At 29.3% G+C, this 20,748-nt stretch carries 17 protein-coding genes; 14 read left to right on the top strand and 3 right to left on the bottom strand.

Going from position 1 to position 20,748, the window contains the following annotated elements:
* The first annotated feature begins 21 nt into the window (after nucleotides 1–21).
* From trpC to L2Z92_RS16350, 9 genes are all read left to right on the top strand, one after another.
* A complete protein-coding gene (gene trpC / locus L2Z92_RS16390; RefSeq protein ID WP_236455583.1) occupies nucleotides 22–807 on the top strand; it encodes an indole-3-glycerol phosphate synthase TrpC in 786 nt (261 codons plus the stop codon).
* Nucleotides 807–1,439, top strand: coding sequence for a phosphoribosylanthranilate isomerase (locus L2Z92_RS16385; protein WP_264554445.1), 633 nt, complete (start codon nucleotides 807–809; stop codon nucleotides 1,437–1,439). Before trpC ends, L2Z92_RS16385 begins: the two co-directional genes overlap by 1 nt.
* Nucleotides 1,429–2,616 (top strand): tryptophan synthase subunit beta, encoded by a 1,188-nt coding sequence (trpB, locus tag L2Z92_RS16380; protein ID WP_236455581.1) that lies wholly within the window; start codon nucleotides 1,429–1,431, stop codon nucleotides 2,614–2,616. The genes L2Z92_RS16385 and trpB overlap by 11 nt, the downstream gene beginning before the upstream one ends.
* Before the next feature lie 44 nt (nucleotides 2,617–2,660).
* Nucleotides 2,661–3,422: a tryptophan synthase subunit alpha gene (gene trpA, locus L2Z92_RS16375; protein WP_236455580.1), complete on the top strand. Its 762-nt coding sequence runs from the start codon at nucleotides 2,661–2,663 to the stop codon at nucleotides 3,420–3,422.
* 67 nt (nucleotides 3,423–3,489) lie between these two features.
* A complete protein-coding gene (locus L2Z92_RS16370; RefSeq protein ID WP_236455579.1) occupies nucleotides 3,490–3,687 on the top strand; it encodes a hypothetical protein in 198 nt (65 codons plus the stop codon).
* Between the two features lie 101 nt (nucleotides 3,688–3,788).
* Nucleotides 3,789–6,536, top strand: coding sequence for a DUF4135 domain-containing protein (locus L2Z92_RS16365; protein ID WP_236455578.1), 2,748 nt, complete (start codon nucleotides 3,789–3,791; stop codon nucleotides 6,534–6,536).
* Between the two features lies 1 nt (nucleotide 6,537).
* Nucleotides 6,538–7,686: a hypothetical protein gene (locus L2Z92_RS16360; RefSeq protein ID WP_236455577.1), complete on the top strand. Its 1,149-nt coding sequence runs from the start codon at nucleotides 6,538–6,540 to the stop codon at nucleotides 7,684–7,686.
* A gap of 106 nt (nucleotides 7,687–7,792) precedes the next feature.
* A complete protein-coding gene (locus L2Z92_RS16355) occupies nucleotides 7,793–7,924 on the top strand; it encodes a hypothetical protein (protein ID WP_262912983.1) in 132 nt (43 codons plus the stop codon).
* 6 nt (nucleotides 7,925–7,930) lie between these two features.
* Complete coding sequence (locus L2Z92_RS16350; protein ID WP_236455576.1) at nucleotides 7,931–8,311, top strand: ribosomal maturation YjgA family protein; 381 nt, start codon at nucleotides 7,931–7,933, stop codon at nucleotides 8,309–8,311.
* Between the two features lie 67 nt (nucleotides 8,312–8,378).
* Here L2Z92_RS16350 and L2Z92_RS16345 read toward each other — a convergent pair whose 3' ends face one another.
* Together L2Z92_RS16345 and L2Z92_RS16340 are read right to left on the bottom strand one after the other, a co-directional pair.
* Complete coding sequence (locus L2Z92_RS16345; protein ID WP_236455575.1) at nucleotides 8,379–8,951, bottom strand: dual specificity protein phosphatase family protein; 573 nt, start codon at nucleotides 8,949–8,951, stop codon at nucleotides 8,379–8,381.
* A 4-nt stretch (nucleotides 8,952–8,955) separates the two neighbouring features.
* Nucleotides 8,956–10,893 carry an LTA synthase family protein gene (locus L2Z92_RS16340; RefSeq protein ID WP_236455573.1) on the bottom strand — a complete coding sequence of 646 codons (1,938 nt, stop codon included), beginning with the start codon at nucleotides 10,891–10,893 and terminating at the stop codon, nucleotides 8,956–8,958.
* Between the two features lie 349 nt (nucleotides 10,894–11,242).
* On the opposite strand from L2Z92_RS16340, the gene L2Z92_RS16335 reads away from it, so the two are divergent.
* The 5 genes from L2Z92_RS16335 (at nucleotide 11,243) to L2Z92_RS16315 (ending at nucleotide 19,170) form a co-directional block, all read left to right on the top strand.
* Complete coding sequence (locus L2Z92_RS16335; protein WP_236455571.1) at nucleotides 11,243–13,015, top strand: AMP-dependent synthetase/ligase; 1,773 nt, start codon at nucleotides 11,243–11,245, stop codon at nucleotides 13,013–13,015.
* Between the two features lie 121 nt (nucleotides 13,016–13,136).
* The gene (locus tag L2Z92_RS16330; RefSeq protein ID WP_236455569.1) at nucleotides 13,137–13,586 is read left to right on the top strand and encodes a MarR family winged helix-turn-helix transcriptional regulator; all 450 of its coding nucleotides are present in this window, start codon (nucleotides 13,137–13,139) and stop codon (nucleotides 13,584–13,586) included.
* A gap of 12 nt (nucleotides 13,587–13,598) precedes the next feature.
* Nucleotides 13,599–15,989, top strand: coding sequence for a 3-hydroxyacyl-CoA dehydrogenase/enoyl-CoA hydratase family protein (locus L2Z92_RS16325; protein ID WP_236455567.1), 2,391 nt, complete (start codon nucleotides 13,599–13,601; stop codon nucleotides 15,987–15,989).
* Between the two features lie 82 nt (nucleotides 15,990–16,071).
* A complete protein-coding gene (locus L2Z92_RS16320) occupies nucleotides 16,072–17,259 on the top strand; it encodes an acetyl-CoA C-acyltransferase (RefSeq protein ID WP_236455566.1) in 1,188 nt (395 codons plus the stop codon).
* Between the two features lie 120 nt (nucleotides 17,260–17,379).
* Nucleotides 17,380–19,170 (top strand): acyl-CoA dehydrogenase family protein, encoded by a 1,791-nt coding sequence (locus tag L2Z92_RS16315; protein ID WP_236455563.1) that lies wholly within the window; start codon nucleotides 17,380–17,382, stop codon nucleotides 19,168–19,170.
* Nucleotides 19,171–19,505: 335 nt separating this feature from the next.
* Here the strand turns inward: L2Z92_RS16315 and L2Z92_RS16310 are convergent, their stop codons facing one another.
* A complete protein-coding gene (locus tag L2Z92_RS16310; RefSeq protein ID WP_236455561.1) occupies nucleotides 19,506–20,726 on the bottom strand; it encodes a cation:proton antiporter in 1,221 nt (406 codons plus the stop codon).
* Nucleotides 20,727–20,748 lie beyond the last annotated feature (22 nt).

Raw genomic sequence — 20,748 nt, 5'->3', positions numbered from 1 at the left:
AAGAGGTAAAAAAAACACAAAATGAACATCCTAGATAAAATCATTATAGATAAGAAAAGAGAAGTTGAACTTAAAAAATCAATTATTCCAGTTTCTCAACTCGAATCCTCAGTATTATTCAATGGTCGAACGCTTTCAATGAGTAAATTGTTAAAAAATAGTCTATCGGGTATAATTACTGAACATAAAAGACGTTCTCCATCTAAACCAACTATAAATAATAGTCATTCAGTTGAAGATGTAGTCTTAGGCTATCAAAATGCTGGCGCGTGTGGGATTTCTGTATTAACAGATGGAAAATATTTTGGTGGTTCTTTAGATGATTTAATAATAGCTAAAGCATCTGTAAATATCCCTTTGTTAAGAAAAGAATTTATAGTTGATGAGTATCAAATTTTAGAAGCGAAAGCACATGGTGCTGATGTGATTTTACTTATTGCAGCAGTATTAACACATCAAGAAATTAAACAACTATCTGAGTTTGCTCAAAGTTTAGCTTTAGAAGTACTTTTAGAAGTTCATAATTTAGAAGAATTAGAAAAATCTATCATGCCAAGCTTAGACATGATTGGTGTAAATAATAGGAATTTAAAAACATTTGATGTAAGTTTAGATTACAGTAAAGAATTAGCGAAACAAATTCCAGACGAATTTGTAAAAGTTTCAGAAAGTGGTATTAGTACTGTTGAAGCTGTTAAAGACTTACAGCAATATGGATATCAAGGGTTTCTTATGGGAGAACATTTCATGAGAACAGAAAACCCTGGTAAATTTGCAAAAGATTTTATTAATAAAACTATAACATAATGGACGTTAAACTTAAAATATGTGGCATGAAATTTCCCGATAATATCGAAGAAATTTCCACATTAAAACCAAATTATTTAGGATTTATTTTTTGGGAAAAATCACAACGAAAATATTGTGATGACAGCATCATTGAAATACCAAAAAACATAAAAAAAGTGGGTGTATTTGTAAATGAAACTATTGAAGTAATAACAAAAAGAGTGGAGCAATTCAGTTTTGATGCTATTCAACTTCATGGGAATGAATCTCCAACATTTTGTAAATCTATTAAAGAGCTTAATGTAGAGGTTATAAAAGCTTTTTCAATTGATGAGACATTTAATTTTGATAACTTAAATGAATACCAAGATGGAGTCGATATTTTTCTTTTTGATACAAAAGGAAGATTACCTGGAGGAAATGGAATAACCTTCGATTGGGAATTATTAGACAATTATAAATTAGAAAAACCATTTTTCTTAAGTGGTGGAATTGGGCTAACAAGCGTAGATGCAATTAAAGCATTCTTAAGTACAGATAAAGCAAAATATTGCTATGGTGTCGATGTAAATAGCAGATTCGAAAAGAAAACAGGTTATAAAAATTATTCTAAACTACGACGATTAAAAAAACTACTATATGAAGACTAAATATTCTGTCGACGAAGATGGGTTCTACGGAAAATTTGGAGGTGCATTCATACCTGAAATGCTATTTCCAAATGTAGAAGAATTAAAAGAAAATTATCTAAAAATCATTGCAGAACCTTCTTTTCAAGAAGAGTTTAATGATTTACTACAACAATATGTTGGAAGACCAACTCCATTATATTTTGCAAAGCGTTTGTCTGAAAAATATAATACTAAAATATATTTAAAAAGAGAAGATCTTTGCCATACTGGAGCACATAAAGTAAACAATACTATTGGTCAAATATTAATGGCAAAAAGACTAGGCAAAACAAGAATTATTGCCGAAACTGGTGCAGGACAACATGGAGTAGCAACAGCAACAGTTTGTGCATTAATGGGATTAGAATGCATTGTTTATATGGGAGAAATCGACATTAAAAGACAAGCTCCAAATGTTGCAAGAATGAAAATGCTTGGTGCAGAAGTTCGTCCAGCAACTTCTGGATCTAAAACTTTAAAAGATGCAACTAATGAAGCTATTAGAGATTGGATAAATAATCCAATAGATACTTTCTATATCATTGGTTCTGTAGTTGGGCCACACCCCTATCCAGATATGGTTGCTAGATTTCAAAGTGTAATATCAAAAGAAATAAAATCGCAATTAAAAGTATTAGAAGGAAGAGAAAATCCAGATTATGTTATTGCTTGTGTTGGTGGTGGTAGTAATGCTGCTGGAGCATTTTATGAGTTTTTAGAAAACGTAAATGTAAAACTTATTGCTGTAGAAGCTGCTGGTCATGGGATAGATTCAGGAGAAAGTGCAGCAACATCGGTTTTGGGTAAAATTGGAATTATTCATGGAAGTAAAACCTTATTGATGCAAACAGAAGATGGACAAATTACTGAACCCTACTCTATTTCAGCAGGATTAGATTATCCAGGTGTTGGTCCTCTTCATGCACATCTTCATGATACGAATAGAGCACAGTTTTTTGCAATTACTGATAAGGAAGCTATGCAATTTGGTTTAGAAGTTTCAAAAACGGAAGGAATTATTCCTGCTATAGAAACGGCACATGCTTTCGCTGTTTTAGATAAAAAACAATTTAAACCAGAAGACATCGTTGTAATTAACCTTTCTGGTCGTGGAGATAAAGATTTGAATACCTATATCGATTATTTTAAGTTTTAACCTACAGAACTTAAATAGATACAATTGAAACAATAAATGAACAAATGAAAAGAATAAACACTAAACTTCAAGAAAATAAAAAATTATTATCCATCTATTTTACAGCTGGATATCCAAAATTAAATGATACTGTTGAAATCATTCATGAATTAGAAAAAAATGGTGTCGACATGATCGAAATTGGATTACCCTTTTCAGATCCTTTAGCAGATGGTCCTACAATTCAGGAAAGTTCAACAATTGCAATAGAAAACGGAATGACTACTGCGTTGTTATTTGAACAACTAAAAGGAATTAGAGAAACTGTAAAAATTCCACTAATTATTATGGGTTATTTTAATCCGATGATGCAATTTGGAATCGAAAAATTTTGTCAAAAATGCTCTGAAATTGGCATTGATGGGTTTATTATTCCAGATTTACCAATTGATGAATATGAAAGACATTATAAGTATATTTTTCAAAGTTATGGACTAAAAAACATATTTCTAATTACGCCACAAACATCTGATGAGCGTATCTTGAAAATTGACAATCATTCAGACAGTTTTATTTATATGGTTAGCACTGCTGCTGTTACAGGAAGTCAATCAGGTTTTGGAACAGAGCAATTAGAGTATTTTAAGAGAATTTCAAATATGAATCTAAAAAATCCTCAAATTGTTGGTTTTGGTATTAAAGACAAACAAACATTTACAGAAGCAACAGAACACCAAAAAGGAGCAATAATTGGAAGTGCTTTCATTAAATTTTTAAAAGACAACCCTATCGAGAAAATTAAAAATTTTATTTCTTTTTTGAGGTAGTTATTTTTTTATTTGTTTTTTATATAAAAATAAATAAATTAGCACAATAAATTTAAAAAATATTTTTATGAAAAAATTATTGAAAATTGAGATTAACTCTGGGCTAAAAAGATTAAATGATAGCCAAATGTTTAAAATTAGTGGAGGTTTAGTTGAGGCTGCTGCTTCTGGAAAAACAAGAACAGCTAGTGGTAGTACATGTGACAACACTGCAGTATGTAACTGTATATGTCCAAAAAAACCAAAAGAATTAAGCTTTGAATAATTTTAATAAGGCTGTCTAATTCTTTAGACAGCCTATTTTAATTTTATAAAACATAATTACAATACTCTCTTCTGCTAAAAATCATCTTACTTTTTTAATATATGCATAAAAAATTTAATTTTATTGAAAATTTAAAATACAAAGAAAACATAATAAATGACTTCATTAATTATACAAATACTTCAATAAATGATATTGCTAAATTTATTTTAAAATATGAAAGTGAAATATGTTTAGAACATAATTTAATTGAAAACGCATTTGAATTTAACGACCTGAAGAATACACAAAAATTCAAACATTATTTAAATAGAAAATACCCCTACTATAAATTCTTAATAAAAACAATAAATAAAAAAAAATATAAGAATTTTAAAAAACTAATTACAGATTTTGAGAAAGATAGAAATGAACTTATTAAATTAGGTTTCATTACAAATGATGTCATTTTCTCAATCGAATTTGGAAAAGGTGATTTTCATTCTCATCTGAAATCTACTTTAATACTATTATTTGAAGATGGAAATAGATTAATTTACAAACCAAGAAAAGTCAATACAGAAAAATTTACAGAATCTTTTATTAAAATATTAGAACAGAATCTGAACTTAAATTTAAATTTAAAAATACCTCAAAATTTAACCAAATCCACTTACTCTTGGCATAAATATATAACACATAATGCTACTGATTCAGAGTCATATCTAAAAAATATAGGTCATTTATTATCTTTATCATATATATTAAATTCGAGAGATTTCATTAATGATAATATTATTATAAATAATGATGATATATACTTAATAGATCCAGAAAGCATAATTTCTCCAAATATTGAAAATTTTGGAATTTATAGATCTAAAATAAATGAATTATTTGATACTAGTGTGATCAATTCTGGAATTTTACCTGTACCTTATGGGAGCTTAGATAAAACAGGAATGATTTCTGCGCTTTTTTTTGTTGAAAACAATGATGATAATAAACATCTTCCAATAATAAACAACAAGCATTTTGAAATAAAGAGAGAAGATATTGATACTATTTTAAAATCATTCGAAAACATTTCTTTACAAATTCAAAAAAATAAAACTAAAATCTTGAGAGAATTAAATTCTCTTTTTAGTAAAAAAATTTATATTCGCCTTTTATTTAATACAACAGAATTATATGCAACACTAATTAATGAAATGTTGATTCCCGAATATCTTAATGATATAGAGAAGTATAAAGTTTTATTGAAAAAAAGTTTTCCTAATTTTAAAAAAACATTAAAAGAATCTATAAAAAAACAAATTTTAAATTTGGATGTGCCTTTCTATTATTCAGACTCAAAAGGCTCTGTATATGATGGTTATAAAAATTTAATCTTCAAAAAGAAAGAATTTGGTTTTAATGATTGCATGAAAAAAACATTTATTAAGATTAAAAATCTTGATAATGAAATAATTCATTTCAATTCTATGCTAATTAGAAAAACAATTGAATTGGAATTAGATAAAAGAGGTATGATTTCAATCCCTGACAATACATTAGTTAGATTGACAAATGAAACTGAAATTAAATTCAATAAAGAGAATTACCTCAAGGCTTCTGAAAAAATTGCATTAAGACTTATTAATGAATCAATAGTTATAGGTGATGACATCAATTGGGTTCATAAATCTATAAATCCTTCAAATGGTTCTATATCAGTTCAGCCGCTCTCATCTGATTTATATGATGGAACAATTGGTATATCAATACTTTTGCATTACTTATCTCAATATTCGGAAAATCCTATTTTTAGAAATACAAATAATTTACTGCGTAAAAAAAACAAAACCTTAATTGAAAAATTCATAACTCCTAAAAACAAATTCTATAAAACATTTTCATTATCCGTTTTCAACTTCCCTCTTTCTAATCTCCTTTTAGATTTGCATATTTATAAAGATTTGACAGTAGATGAATTTGAATCAAACTTAACTACATATATAAATTTTATTAAAGACATTTTAAACGATGATTTAATCGAAATAGAAGAATTCGATTATTTACAAGGTATTAGTGCTATAGCGGACAAGTTAATAGATATTTATGTATCACATGACTTCATAAAATTAAATTTAAAAAATGATATTGAAGTAATTTTAAAAAAAATATTATTGTTAATCATTGATAATAGTAAAGATTTCGGAGATTCATGTGCATGGTCATTTAAAATGCAAATTGGTGACACAATTGTGGAAAATTATTTAAACGGATTCTCTCATGGTGTTTCTGGAATTTTATTTGTTTTGAAAAAGGCTTCAATGTATTTTGATATTCCAGAGTTAAAGAATACAATAAAAAAAGCACTTAATTACGAGAAAAGCCTCTTCGATAACGATACAAATTCATGGTATGATTTTAGACTTAATAAAAAAGATGCTGATATGGCTGCTTGGTGTCATGGATCTGCTGGTATAGGTTTAAGCAAAATTTTACTAATGTCTTTTGAAAAAAATGAAGCAATGAAAAGTGAACTTGTTTATTCTTGTGAAAATATCATTAAATCATTAAATTTATTAAATTTTAGTTTGTGCCATGGGAACTTAAGTAATATTGAAATTTTAAAATCTGCAGGTAGAATACTTCAAAATGATTACTATGAATCAATATCTGAAAATTTTATTAATAAACTTAGTTTGGAAATATTAAATGATAAAATTCCAAAAGTTTCTGAAACTGGAAACTTAAATTATAATGGAATGTTTATTGGATTAACTGGTGTTGCATATCAATTATTACGTTTCTATAATTGGGAAGAAACACCTAGTATCATTTGCTTAGAAACAAACCTTTACAAATACAAAACCTTACATTAAAATGACTAAAATCATAATCTTATTATTTTTGATTTCATGTTCAATATTTTCTCAACATAAAGTATATCAAAATTTTGATTTGAATAATTCCGAAAAAGAATTAATAACAACCTTTTTACAAGATTATTTCAACAAAAACAAACCACTTAGTGAGCTATTTTGTAAAGATGATATTGAAGCCTTTAAGACAATAGATGTTGCTAGTTTTTCTAGTTCATTAGGTGGTTCATTATTAGATATTAGTTATGATGTTAATATTTTAAACCTAAAAAAAGAAGGAGATTATTATATTGCAAAATGCTTACTCTATTGGGAAAACCAAAATGAATCAGATAATGAAAAAACGATCACAACTTTAGCCATATTAAACTTAAAAATCAAAAAAGAAAATAATTTGTTTAAATTAACAAATTATATCAATCATTATACACGCAATTGGATAAGGACTAAAGTTGGTAATATAGAATATATTTACCATCCTGAACATCCATTCAATATTGAAAATGCCAGAAAAGCCAATCTTTTCTTATCTAATTTATTAGACAGTTTCAAAATAAAAGAGGTACCTAATTACAGGTATTATATTTCAAAAAATTGTGATGATTTATTTAAAGTTAACGGATTTGACTATTTTATTCCTGGTTCCTCGCAAAATAATTTATGTGGTTTTATTGATCAAGACAACCAAATTATTTATTCTTCAACCGCATATGGAGAAATACATTTGCATGAAATCATACATGTTATAAACAATCATTTCCCTAATGGCAATAGTTATATCAAAATTGGTTTGTCATGCTATATTAATGATGCAGGAGCTGGAGATTTACCACTTCTATATCATGTTAATAAATTTGAAAAATATCTAAATGAAAATAAATTTAATTTTGAGGAGTTTGAAAATACAGAAAATCTTGATGACATAACAAATATTTCCTATGTATTAGGTTCATTAATTTGCAATGCCATATATCGTAAAGGCGGACTCCCTTTGCTATTAGAATATCTTAATTGCACACCTGATGATGATATATCTTTATTAAAAATAAAAATAAAAAAGGATTTTAAGGTTACTAATTTGGAAGATTTTTTTAAAAAAGAAATTGAAATTTATAAAAAACAAAAAAAACCTTTACTTTACATTGAATAAAAAATAATTAAACTTTCTCATAATGTATTTAAATTTCGGAAGTACTTTTCTTCTCATGTTATTTTCATTTGCTACTCCAGTAGTATGTTTTTCCTGGATGCTACAAATGCTAAAATTGACCCGTCAAAATAGAATCATTAATGCTATGACCTTAAAAGTAATGCTAGAACATCTGAAACAACAAAATATTGATGTTGATATTGAAAAAATTCATGACGAAGTAACTAAAAATTTATAATGCAAAATGTTATACTTCAATAAAAGATATTTCCTTTTAACTATTCTCATTTTCTTAATTGAAGTAGTAATCGCTTTATATATAAATGATGATTTTATCCGTCCTTATGTTGGAGATATATTAGTAGTTCTTTTATTGTTTTGTTTTTTTAAAACATTTCTAAAATTTTCAGTTTTTTCAATTGCACTTTTTGTACTCTTCTTTTCCTTTTTCATTGAGTTTCTACAATACATCAATATTGTTCAAAAACTAGGTTTAGAACATTCAAAAACAGCTAAGGTAGTTATTGGAACTTCTTTTTCTTGGATTGATTTAGTATGCTATTTCATTGGTTTTATTACTATTCTCATAATTGAAAAGTACTACCCTAAAAAAGAGCATCACTGATTAATAAAAACAAAAAGCGAGACTAATCAATATTAATTAGTCTCGCTTTTTTGTTTTATAGAAATAATTATTTCAAACTATCTTTTCTACTCTTATAATTATATAAATAATCTCCTTTTGGTTTACCTATATCAAACGAACTGAATTTTGTTAGGAATCTTGTACTGGTTCTTGCTTCATTCGGATCCCAACCTTCATACTCAATTCTATAAATAGCAGAATACATTTCGGCTCTTCCTACTCCATGATAACAATGAATTAAAACCGGATAATTATCTTGATTGTCCATAATCTTGAAAAACATATCCAAATTATGCTGTTGAGGCACTTGGTCGGAACCATTATTAAAATAATTAACACCTTCAATTTTTTCAACAGCTTCTTTTTCAGCTAATAACTCTGAAGGAATTTCAGGGTTATTAACATCATCGCCTGTTCCAGGAAAACGCAAATCAACAATACTTTTTATACCATGTTTTTTAACATACCCTTCAATCTCTTCTGGCGGAATTACTCCACTTTTATATACTTTACCTTCTGTTATTGTTTCAAAGTTATGATTAATGTTCATATCATAAACATATTTACCTCCGTAAATCGCTCCTAATAAAAGCATTAAATAAATTATTTTCTTTTTCATCACACTAATTTTTTGCTAATTTTTTATCTATAATTGTATTGAAATAATCTTGAATGAAACCTTTACAGCCTTTTTCTAAATCATCCATTTTTTTATTACGCTTTGAAATTAAATTATTGGATAATTTTTTATCATTCTCATCATAGAAACCAATCACTTTATTTCCGTCAAACACGCAAATATAACCATCTTTCATAAAATAATAGTTACCCGAATTATAATTAATTAAATAAGGGGCAATATCATTTTCTTTAGTTAAAAGACTTCTTCCCCAACTCCTAAATGGTTTGTCATAACCAATCATATCTAATATTGTTGGATAAATGTCAATATGCTGTGCAATTTCATCACTCACACCAACTAAATCACTATTCGGCTTGTATATCAAAATAGGAACAGCTAATCGATTCATTACATTATGATAAAAATCTTCCATATAATTAACCAAATTACAATGATCGGCAGTAATTACGAAAATAGTATTATCATACCAAGGCTCCTTTTTGGCAGCTTCAAAAAATTTCTTGAAAGCAAAATCAGTATAACCAACACATTCATGCATTTTTATATTTCCTTTAGGAAACGTTCCTTTATATTTTTCCGGAACGACATAAGGTTCATGCGAACTAACTGTGAATATTGTACTAAAAAAAGGTTGTTCTTTCTTACTTATTGTAGTATTCATAAACTGCATGAAAGGTTCATCCCAAATTCCCCAAGAACCATCAAAATCAGCATCATTTCCATATTCTGTCATTCCATAATAGTGATCAAAACCCAAAATATTACCGTAACCTAAAAATCCCATGGAACCATTTGGAGCACCGTGAAAAAACGAACTATCATAGCCTTTACCTTTTAAGCAAGAAACCAAAGACTCTATTTTTTGTTTCGCATAAGGTGATGATGTAAAAGCATCTTTAAAAGATGGAATTCCTGAAATGATAGACGACATTCCGTGAATAGACTTATATCCATTTGCATATGCATTCGTATAAATCATACTATGATTGGCTAATGAATCTAAAAATGGAGTGTAACTAACGTAATCTTTAATGTTCGCATTTTTATTAAAAGCACCACAATATTCTCTACCTAAACTTTCTGTAATAATTAAAACAATATTAGGTTTAGAAGGATCATTAGAACTATATAATTTAATAGGTTTAAAATTAGCTTCAATTACTTCATCAGAAATATTAAAATCTGTTTTCTTAAATGTCTTTACTCCTAAAGTTCTTAAAAATGAAAAAGTAGAATTCAAAACTAAATCAGCTTGTTGAATTTTTTCAACATGTCTATTTGCGTCAACTAAATTAATTGGTCGTGTACTTTTCTTAAAATCTCCTCTAATTCCTCCAATACATAATGTTGCTACAACCAAAACACCGAGTATTGATTTTGCAACATAACTGATTTTTTTTTCTACTCTTAGGTTATTTTTGATCTTTACTCTTTTATATAAAAAAATCCACAACACACAAACTAAAAAGTACAAAAGAAAAACGTCCCAATAGCTAATTAAAAAACGAAAAGCCATTGCCCCTTTTGATTCCTCGTGTTTAATAATATCCCAAGCAGCCATTGTTAATCTAGAGAAATTATACTTATAGTAAATTAAATCTACAAAATTTAACGAATAAAGACTCAAGTTTGAAATAAAATAGAGCCAAAAAAGTCCATTTTGATACTTTCTATCCGTATTTATAAAAAATGGAAGTATTGATAATAAAATAAACAATCCGTTAATATATAAAATAGCTGTGGTATCAAATGCCAATCCATGATAGGCAATTTTCAAAAAAGTAGTTAATGATGTAACATCAACTATCTCATAATTATATATATAAAAGACGACTCTCGCAATAAAATAAAATAAATAGGCTAATAATATTCTATACCCTAAAACTTTATATTCTTCTAATCTAAAAAATGACTTCATTTAATCTTTCTAAAATTTGATACAAAAATAATAATTATATGTCTTAAGCATAACTTTTAACATCCTATTTGCTTTTTAAATAATCATTAAATTAAAAATAATCCATTTATGTTCCATAGCAAAGCTTAATATTTGCAATAATTTTGTAGAATTAGAATAAAATAAACCTATTTCGCTTAAAATGAGAATTTTCTAACTGTTTTAAATATTCAAAAAAACGAAAAAAAATATATTATGCATGCATAATATATTAACTATCAAATATTTAATAATATTAATTAACATATTCATAAATAATTGGTTAATTAATAATAATTTTATAATTTGCATACTATTAAAAAAGTAAATTATGCCAACAATTACTCGTCTTTTTGATTTCCCGTATTACCAATTGGAAAAATATAATTTATCCGATGCTTTAGTTACTAAGTATGACGGTGTTTGGGTTAAAACTTCTACAAAAGAATATTTAGATAAAGCAAACACAATTTCGAGAGCTTTATTAAGATTGAATATTCAAAAGAACGAAAAGATTGCACTTATTTCTACAAATAACAGAACGGAATGGAATATTTGTGATATCGGAATTTTGCAAACTGGTGCACAAACTGTTCCAATATACCCTACAATTACAGCAGAAGACTATGAATATGTTTTGAATCACTCTGAGGCTAGTTATTGCTTTGTTTCAGATGAAGAAGTGTATGAAAAATTAAAATCTGTAAGAAAGAACATTCCTAATCTAAAAGAAGTCTATTCTTACAATGATATAAAAGGATGCAAAAGTTGGAAAGAACTATTAGAATTAGGAGAAGACAACTCAAATCAAGATGAAGTTGAAAAAAGAAAAGATAGTGTAGTAACAACAGATTTAGCTACTATTATCTATACTTCTGGGACAACTGGAAGACCTAAAGGTGTAATGTTATCACATCAAAACATTGCTAGTAACGCAATCAATTGCGCTCCAAGATTCCCTGTTGTACCAAAAGACACAAAAGCATTAAGTTTTTTACCTGTTTGCCACATCTATGAAAGAATGCTACTTTATTTATACCAATACACTGGAGTAAGTATCTATTTTGCAGAATCTATAGAATCTTTAAGCGATAATTTAAAAGAAGTAAAACCTCAAGTAATGACTGCAGTACCTAGAGTATTGGAGAAAGTATATGATAAAATTATTGCTAAAGGTGCTGATTTAACTGGAGTTAAAAAGAAGCTTTTCTTTTGGGCGGTAGAGTTAGGTCTAAAATACGAACCATATGGACAAAATGGTTGGTGGTACGAACAACAGTTAAAATTAGCTAGAAAATTAATTTTCTCGAAATGGGCAGATGCTCTTGGTGGTGAAATTAAAGTGATAGCTTGTGGAAGTGCAGCTTTGCAACCAAGACTCGCTAGAGTATTTAATGCAGCTGGATTAAATGTAATGGAAGGATATGGTTTAACAGAAACTTCGCCTGTTATATCTGTAAACGATATGAGAGATAACGGGTTTAAAATTGGAACTGTTGGTAAACTGGTAAGTGAAGGTGAAGTAAAAATCGCAGATGATGGCGAAATTCTTTATAAAGGACCAAATGTTATGATTGGCTATTATAAAGACATAGAAAAAACAAATGAAGTTCTAATTAATGGTTATTTCCATACTGGAGATATTGGTGAAGTAGACAATGAAGGTTTCTTAAAAATTACAGATCGTAAAAAAGAAATGTTTAAAACTTCAGGAGGTAAATATGTTGCACCACAAATTTTAGAAAACGCATTCAAACAATCTCGATTCATTGAACAAATAATGGTAATTGGTGAAGGTCAAAAAATGCCAGCTGCATTAATTCAGCCAAACTTCGATTTCATAAAAGATTGGGCAAGTCGCAAAAAAATTAATATTGGTACAACTAATAACGATATTGCACAAAACCAAGAAGTAATTTCTAGAATTCAAGAAGAAATTGATGAAGCAAACGAAAAATTTGGAAATTGGGAAAAAGTAAAACGCTTTGAATTAACTTCAGAAATTTGGTCAATTGAAGCTGGACACCTAACTCCTACAATGAAGCTTAAAAGAAAAATTATACTTGAAAAGTATAAAGATTTATATTCTAAAATATACAACTAATATATTTGAGCTCACGTTATTCGTGAGCTTTTTTATTTTAATAAAAAATTAATGTAAAAAATTAACAAATACTATGCATGCATAGTATTTTTTTATTATCTTTGAAATTATATTCTTTTTTATGAAAGACAAAACAATTGATTATGTATTGAGAGCTACTTGGCAAGCAGTATCAAGAATGTATAATGAAGAGGCTTCAAAATATGGAGCAACCATGGCAACAGGATTTGCATTATTAAGCATAGATAGAGAAAAAGGAACACCTTCAACGACTTTAGGTCCAAAAATGGGAATGGAAGCAACTAGCTTAACAAGAACATTAAAGTCAATGGAAGAAAAAGGGCTAATTAATCGTCAAAAGAATCCTGCAGATGGTAGAGGTGTATTAATACATCTAACCGAAGAAGGTAAAGAAAAAAGAGAACTTTCGAAGACTACGGTTTTGAAATTTAATGAAACAATTAAAGAATATGTTTCAGATGAAAAATTACAACACTTTATGGAAGTTGCAGAAATTATCAACGAATTAATTGCCGAAAAGCAAATATATACTGAAAAGAAAACAAAATAAATTATAACCAAAATGAAACGAAATATTAAAAAAGTAGCTGTTATTGGTTCAGGAATTATGGGAAGCGGAATCGCTTGCCACTTTGCCAATATTGGTGTTGAAGTTTTACTTTTAGACATAGTTCCAAGAGAATTGACAGAAGTAGAACAAAAAAAGGGGTTAACTCTAGAGAGTAAAGCCGTTAGAAATCGTTTAGTAAACGATCATTTAACACATGCATTAAAATCGAAACCCTCTCCTATTTATCATCCAAGTTTTGCCAATAGAATTACAACAGGTAACACTACAGATGATATGAAAAAAATAACAGATGTAGATTGGATTATTGAAGTTGTAGTTGAACGATTAGATATTAAAAAACTAGTTTTTGAACAAGTTGAAAAATTCAGAAAACCAGGTACTTTAATTACTTCAAATACTTCTGGTATTCCTATTAATTTCATGAGTGAAGGAAGAAGTGAAGATTTTCAAAAACACTTTTGTGGAACCCACTTTTTCAATCCAGCACGTTACTTAAAATTATTCGAAATCATTCCTGGTCCACAAACTTCAAATGAAGTATTAGATTTCTTAAATGGTTATGGTGAAAAATTCTTAGGAAAAACTTCGGTTATTGCTAAAGATACTCCTGCTTTTATCGGAAATAGAATTGGAATCTTCGGAATTCAAAGTTTATTCCACCAGGTAAAAGAAATGGGGTTAACCGTTGAAGAAGTTGACAAATTAACAGGTCCAGTTATTGGCCGTCCAAAATCAGCTACTTTTAGGACGGTTGACGTTGTTGGTTTAGATACATTAGTACACGTTGCTAATGGAATTTATGAGAATTGTCCAAACGACGAATCACATGATTTATTCAAATTACCTGCATTTGTTAACACAATGATGGAAAATAAATGGTTGGGTAGTAAAACAGGACAAGGTTTCTATAAAAAAGAAGGTAAAGAGATTTTAACTTTAGATTTAGATACATTAGAATATCGAGCGAGTAAAAAAGCTTCTTTTGCGACTTTAGAATTAACCAAAACAATAGACAAACCTATTGATAGATTCAAAGTATTAGTAAAAGGAAAAGATAAAGCAGGAGATTTCTACAGAAAGAACTTTGCTTCAATGTTCCAATACTGTTCAAACCGTATTCCAGAAATCACTGAAGATTTTTACAAAATTGACGATGCTATGAAAGCTGGTTTCGGTTGGGAAAATGGTCCATTCGAAATTTGGGATGCAATCGGTGTTGAAAAAGGAATTGAATTAATGAAAGCAGAAGGTTACACACCTGCAGCTTGGGTTAATGACATGATTGCTTCTGGAACAATTTCTTTCTATTCTGTAAAAGATGGTGCAACTCACTTCTACTCTATTACAAATAAAAAAGTAGAAAAAATTCCTGGTCAAGATGCATTTATCATCTTAAATAACATTCGCGAAAGCAAAAAAGTTTGGAATAATAGCGATTCTATCATTACAGATTTAGGAGACGGAATTATCAATTTAGAATTTACTTCAAAAATGAATTCTATTGGTGCTGGTGTTCTTCAAGGAATTAATAAAGCAATTGATATTGCTGAAAAAGAATATAACGGTTTAGTTATTGGAAATCAAGGATCTAATTTTTCTGTAGGAGCAAATTTAGGAATGATTTTCATGATGGCTGTAGAGCAAGAATATGACGAATTGAACATGGCTATCAAAATGTTCCAAGACACTATGATGCGTTGTCGTTACTCTGCAATTCCAGTAATTGCTGCTCCTCACGGAATGACACTTGGTGGTGGTTGTGAACTTACAATGCATGCTGATAGAGCTGTTGCTGCTGCTGAAACCTATATTGGTTTAGTAGAGTTTGGAGTTGGTGTAATCCCTGGTGGTGGTGGTTCTAAAGAAATGGCTTTAAGAGCTGCAGATTTATTCCGCAAAAATGATGTTGAATTAAATGTACTTCAAGAATATTTCTTAACAGTAGGTATGGCTAAAGTGGCTACTTCTGCTCATGAAGCATTCGATTTAGGAGTTTTACAAAAGGGTAGAGACTTAGTTGTTGTAAATAAAGATCGCCAAATTGCTACTGCAAAACAAGTAGCATTACAAATGGCTGAACAAGGATACACACAAGCTCCAAAAAGAAAAGATATTAAAGTACTTGGAAAACAAGCTTTAGGTATGTTCTTAGTTGGAACAGATAGTATGGAAGCTGGAAAGTATATTTCTGAGCACGATAAGAAAATTGCTAATAAATTAGCTTACGTTATGGCTGGTGGAGACTTATCTGAACCAACATTAGTAACAGAGCAATATTTATTAGATCTTGAAAGAGAAGCATTTTTATCACTTACAGGTGAAAGAAAATCTTTAGAAAGAATCCAACACATGTTAACTAAAGGGAAACCGTTAAGAAACTAAAAAGAACCAAGAAAAAAGAACCAAGAAAAAGATTAATATTTACTCTTTTCTCTTTCCTCTTTCTTCTATTATCTAAAAAAATATGAAAACAGCATATATAGTAAAAGCATACAGAACGGCAGTTGGTAAAGCACCTAAAGGCGTTTTTCGTTTCAAAAGACCAGATGAATTGGCTGCTGAAACAATTGAACACATGATGAACGAATTGCCTAATTTCGACAAAACTCGTATTGACGATGTTATGGTTGGAAATGCAATGCCAGAGGCAGAACAAGGTTTAAACGTTGCTCGTTTAATTTCCTTAATGGGATTAAAAGTAGAAGATGTACCAGGTGTAACAGTAAATAGATATTGTGCATCTGGAATTGAAACTATCGGAATGGCAACTGCAAAAATTCAATCAGGAATGGCAGATTGTATCATTGCAGGTGGTGCAGAAAGTATGAGTTATATTCCAATGGGTGGTTATAAACCAACTCCAGATTATAAAGTTTCAGCTGCAGGACACGAAGATTATTATTGGGGAATGGGGTTAACAGCTGAAGCAGTTGCTAATCAATTTAAAGTTTCTCGTGAAGATCAAGATGAATTTGCATTCAAATCACATATGAAAGCCTTAAAAGCACAAGCAGAAGGTAGATTTGATGACCAAATTGTTCCAATTACTGTTGAAGAAACTTTCGTTAACGAAAACGGCAAAAAAGAAACACGTTCATACGTAGTGAATAAAGATGAAGGACCAAGAGCTGGAACTTCTGTTGAAGCATTGGCAAAATTACGTCCAGTATTTGCAGCTGACGGTAGTGTAACAGCTGGAAACTCTTCACAAATGAGTGATGGAGCTGCATTTGTTTTAGTAATGAGCGAAGAAATGGTAAAAGAATTAAACCTTGAACCAATCGCAAGATTAGTAAACTTTGCATCAGCTGGTGTTGAACCTAGAATTATGGGTATCGGACCAGTTAAAGCAATTCCTAAAGTATTAAAACAAGCTGGTTTAAAACAATCAGATATTGATTTAATCGAATTAAACGAAGCATTTGCTTCTCAATCATTAGCAGTTGTTCGTGAACTTGGATTAAACCCAGATATCGTAAACGTAAATGGTGGAGCAATTGCATTAGGTCACCCACTTGGTTGTACAGGTGCAAAATTATCTGTTCAATTGTTTGATGAAATGCGTAAGCGTGGAAATGCAAAATACGGAATGGTAACCATGTGTGTTGGAACAGGACAAGGTACAGCTGGTGTTTTTGAGTTTTTGAAATAGAACATAGAATAAAGAGTATAGAAAATAGATTAATAAAAACTGAAATGAAAATAGAATTAATTAAAGCCAAGTCTTTATTCTTTTCTCTATTTTCTTTTCTCTCTAAAAAATAAAAAAGATATGGCAGATATTATCAGAGGAGGACAATTCCTTGTAAAAGAAACAAAATGTGAAGATATTTTCACACCAGAAGATTTTTCTGAAGAGCAAATTATGATGCGTGATTCTGTTAAAGAATTCGTAGACAAAGAATTATGGCCTAACAAAGAAAGATTTGAGAAAAAAGACTATGCGCTTACTGAAGAAGTAATGAAAAAAGCGGGTGATCTTGGATTCTTAAGCATCTCTGTTCCTGAAGCTTATGGTGGAATGGGAATGGGATTTGTAAACACAATGTTAGTTTGTGATTACATTTCTGGTGCAACAGGTTCTTTCTCTACTGCATTTGGTGCACATACTGGAATTGGAACAATGCCAATTACTTTATATGGTACAGAAGAGCAAAAACAAAAATATGTATCTAAATTAGCTACTGGTGAGTGGTTTGGTGCTTACTGTTTAACTGAGCCTGGAGCAGGATCTGATGCTAATTCTGGTAAAACAAAAGCTGTACTTTCTGAAGATGGTACACATTATAAAATTACTGGTGGAAAAATGTGGATTTCAAACGCAGGTTTCTGTCAAGTTTTTATCGTATTCGCTCGTATTGAAGATGATAAAAACATTACTGGTTTCATCGTAGAAAATGATCCGTCAAATGGAATTTCTTTAGGAGATGAAGAACATAAATTAGGTATTCGCTCCTCTTCTACTCGTCAAGTTTTCTTTAATGAAACTAAAGTATCTGTAGAAAATATGTTAGCAGGTCGTGGTGATGGATTCAAAATAGCAATGAATGCATTAAACGTTGGTCGCATCAAATTAGCGGCTGCTTGTTTAGAAGCACAAAGAAGAACTATTTCTGGTGCTGTTAATTATGCAAACGAAAGGCAACAATTTAAAACACCTATTTCTAGTTTTGGTGCAATTCAGGCAAAATTAGCTGAAATGGCAACAAATGCTTATGTTGGAGAAAGTGCTTCTTATAGAGCTGCACATGATATAGAAACTAGAATTAATATTAGAACTCAAGAAGGAAACACACACCAAGAAGCTGAATTGAAAGGTGTTGAAGAATTTGCAATTGAATGTTCTATCTTAAAAGTTGCTGTTTCTGAAGACGTACAATCTTGTACAGATGAAGGAATTCAAATTTTTGGTGGTATGGGATTCTCTGAAGATGCACCAATGGAAAGTGCTTGGAGAGATGCTCGTATTGCACGTATTTATGAAGGAACTAACGAAATCAATAGAATGTTATCTGTTGGTATGTTAGTGAAGAAAGCAATGAAAGGTCATGTTGATTTATTAGGTCCTGCAATGGCTGTGGCTGAAGAATTAATGGGTATTCCTTCTTTCGATACACCAGATTATTCTGAGTTATTTGCTGAAGAGAAAGAAATGATTGCAAAACTTAAGAAAGTATTCTTAATGGTTGCTGGTTCTGCTGTTCAAAAATACGGACCACAATTGGAAGATCACCAACAGTTATTAATGGCTGCTTCTGATATTTTAATTGAAATCTACATGGCAGAAAGTGCAATTCTTAGAACTGAAAAATTAGCTAAGAAAGAAGGTACTGATAAAGTACAAGAGCAAATTGCAATGGCTCAATTATATTTATATCATGCAGTAGATATCATCAACGAAAAAGGAAAAGAAGGTGTTGTTTCTTTTGCTGAAGGAGATGAACAACGTATGATGTTAATGGGATTAAAACGTTTTACAAAATACACAAATATGCCTAATGTAATTAGGTTACGTGAAAAAATTGCAGCAAAATTAATTAGCGAAAATCAATATTGCTTTTAATTGGTTGCACAAACTTTTGGTTTAGTTTGTTTAAGAATCCACTCTTTATGAGTGGATTTTTTTATTTAACAACTCCCAAATACATTCTAAAAGATCAAAAGATTAGAAAGGTTTTCTACTAATTTGTATAGTTTTTAACTAATCAAATGATTTGCACTTAATCGCAAAATATTACCATTTTACTTCTTTTATCTTATCAATAACAAACTAAATAAGTATTGCCAAATCTATAGCTTAAAATAATACATAAAGATATAAGTTCTGACTATATTTTAAATCAAAAAGGCTGTCCGATAAATTACGAACAGCCCTTAGTATATGTCTTTTCATATCTTCTATAGCGGTACTTCTAAATCAATAGATAAATTGTCGTTATTCTTTGGTTTCTCAATTTTATCTGTTTTATTAAACACTAAACCAACCATCATAAATAAAGCAGAAAGTACTATAACTTGAATTATTAATGCTTTGTTTACGTATGGAATTCTATTTGCTTCTTCAATTTTTAAAAATAAAAGAATCGTAATTAATCCACGCGGTGCAATAAATAATAAAGGCATTAATTTAACCTTAAAGAACTTCAATTGTACTGCTCTAATCAAATATATTATAGTAACAATTATTAGTGCAATTACAAAAGTATCTGGATTTAGAATATCTTCCGTTTTCATTAAAAAACCAAAAAGCAAGAAAAATACAGAACGAACTAAAAAGGCAGATTCGATAATCAACTCTTTAAATTTCTGCACTTCTCTATCCAATGTATTAGGTCTTAATTTACGAATCCACTTAAATTTATCTAATTCATCAAAATTCTCCATAATTAAACCGAAAAACATAATGAATAATAATGCTGGTAAGTGATAAATTTCAGATACTGCAAATATCAATATTATCAATAAAGCAATAGGTGCAAACTTAACATGATGATCAATTTTACTCAATAAGAATGCTAAAAAAGCAGTAGCAATAAAAGAAATTACAACCATTAATAAAATTTGAATTCCGAAGTGACCAACCGATTCTAAATTAATAACTGCATTTAATGTTATAAAGTTAAAAAACAAAACACCTATAATATCAGACAAACTACTTTCATAGATAGCAAATTCTTTATTATACACATTTAAATGTCCAACACTAGAAATTGCAATAGCGCTACTAATAATACATAGAGGAATTGCATTAATTAACCCGTCCTTAAAACTAACATCAATGAAATAATAAAAACAATAAGCTAAAATTATTGCCGTTAATATTAATGGAACAATTGCGGTTATAAAAGTTTTCCAAACAAAGGGTAATTTCTCCTTATTTAGTTTTAAATCTAATGAACCTTCTAATACAATCAATATTAATCCAATTGTACCTAACAATGGTAGTAATGGGTTTAAGTCTGGCATTGATAAGTGAAAAACTTCAGATAACTGTCTTACCGCCCAACCTAGGATTAAAAGCAAAATTACAGATGGAATTTTTGTCTTAGAAGCAGAGATTGTAAAAATATAAGCTAGTAGTAATAAAGCACATACAATAGCTATAATAACATAGTTCATATAAATTAATTTTCTACTAAGA

Origin of the sequence: Flavobacterium jumunjinense (assembly GCF_021650975.2) — a bacterium.
In the GTDB taxonomy this organism is placed as follows: Bacteria; Bacteroidota; Bacteroidia; order Flavobacteriales; family Flavobacteriaceae; genus Flavobacterium; species Flavobacterium jumunjinense.
Note: the sequence above shows the minus strand (reverse complement) of the source record. Positions and strands in the feature narration are given on the sequence as shown.

Excerpts from the sequence above, each read along its gene's own strand:
- trpC (WP_236455583.1), top strand. The coding sequence starts at position 22 with ATGAACATCCTAGATAAAATCATTATAGATAAGAAAAGAGAAGTTGAA.
- L2Z92_RS16385 (WP_264554445.1), top strand. The coding sequence starts at position 807 with ATGGACGTTAAACTTAAAATATGTGGCATGAAATTTCCCGATAATATC.
- trpB (WP_236455581.1), top strand. The coding sequence starts at position 1,429 with ATGAAGACTAAATATTCTGTCGACGAAGATGGGTTCTACGGAAAATTT.
- trpA (WP_236455580.1), top strand. The coding sequence starts at position 2,661 with ATGAAAAGAATAAACACTAAACTTCAAGAAAATAAAAAATTATTATCC.
- L2Z92_RS16370 (WP_236455579.1), top strand. The coding sequence starts at position 3,490 with ATGAAAAAATTATTGAAAATTGAGATTAACTCTGGGCTAAAAAGATTA.
- L2Z92_RS16365 (WP_236455578.1), top strand. The coding sequence starts at position 3,789 with ATGCATAAAAAATTTAATTTTATTGAAAATTTAAAATACAAAGAAAAC.
- L2Z92_RS16360 (WP_236455577.1), top strand. The coding sequence starts at position 6,538 with ATGACTAAAATCATAATCTTATTATTTTTGATTTCATGTTCAATATTT.
- L2Z92_RS16355 (WP_262912983.1), top strand. The coding sequence starts at position 7,793 with ATGCTAAAATTGACCCGTCAAAATAGAATCATTAATGCTATGACCTTA.
- L2Z92_RS16350 (WP_236455576.1), top strand. The coding sequence starts at position 7,931 with ATGTTATACTTCAATAAAAGATATTTCCTTTTAACTATTCTCATTTTC.
- L2Z92_RS16345 (WP_236455575.1), bottom strand. The coding sequence starts at position 8,951 with ATGAAAAAGAAAATAATTTATTTAATGCTTTTATTAGGAGCGATTTAC.
- L2Z92_RS16340 (WP_236455573.1), bottom strand. The coding sequence starts at position 10,893 with ATGAAGTCATTTTTTAGATTAGAAGAATATAAAGTTTTAGGGTATAGA.
- L2Z92_RS16335 (WP_236455571.1), top strand. The coding sequence starts at position 11,243 with ATGCCAACAATTACTCGTCTTTTTGATTTCCCGTATTACCAATTGGAA.
- L2Z92_RS16330 (WP_236455569.1), top strand. The coding sequence starts at position 13,137 with ATGAAAGACAAAACAATTGATTATGTATTGAGAGCTACTTGGCAAGCA.
- L2Z92_RS16325 (WP_236455567.1), top strand. The coding sequence starts at position 13,599 with ATGAAACGAAATATTAAAAAAGTAGCTGTTATTGGTTCAGGAATTATG.
- L2Z92_RS16320 (WP_236455566.1), top strand. The coding sequence starts at position 16,072 with ATGAAAACAGCATATATAGTAAAAGCATACAGAACGGCAGTTGGTAAA.
- L2Z92_RS16315 (WP_236455563.1), top strand. The coding sequence starts at position 17,380 with ATGGCAGATATTATCAGAGGAGGACAATTCCTTGTAAAAGAAACAAAA.
- L2Z92_RS16310 (WP_236455561.1), bottom strand. The coding sequence starts at position 20,726 with ATGAACTATGTTATTATAGCTATTGTATGTGCTTTATTACTACTAGCT.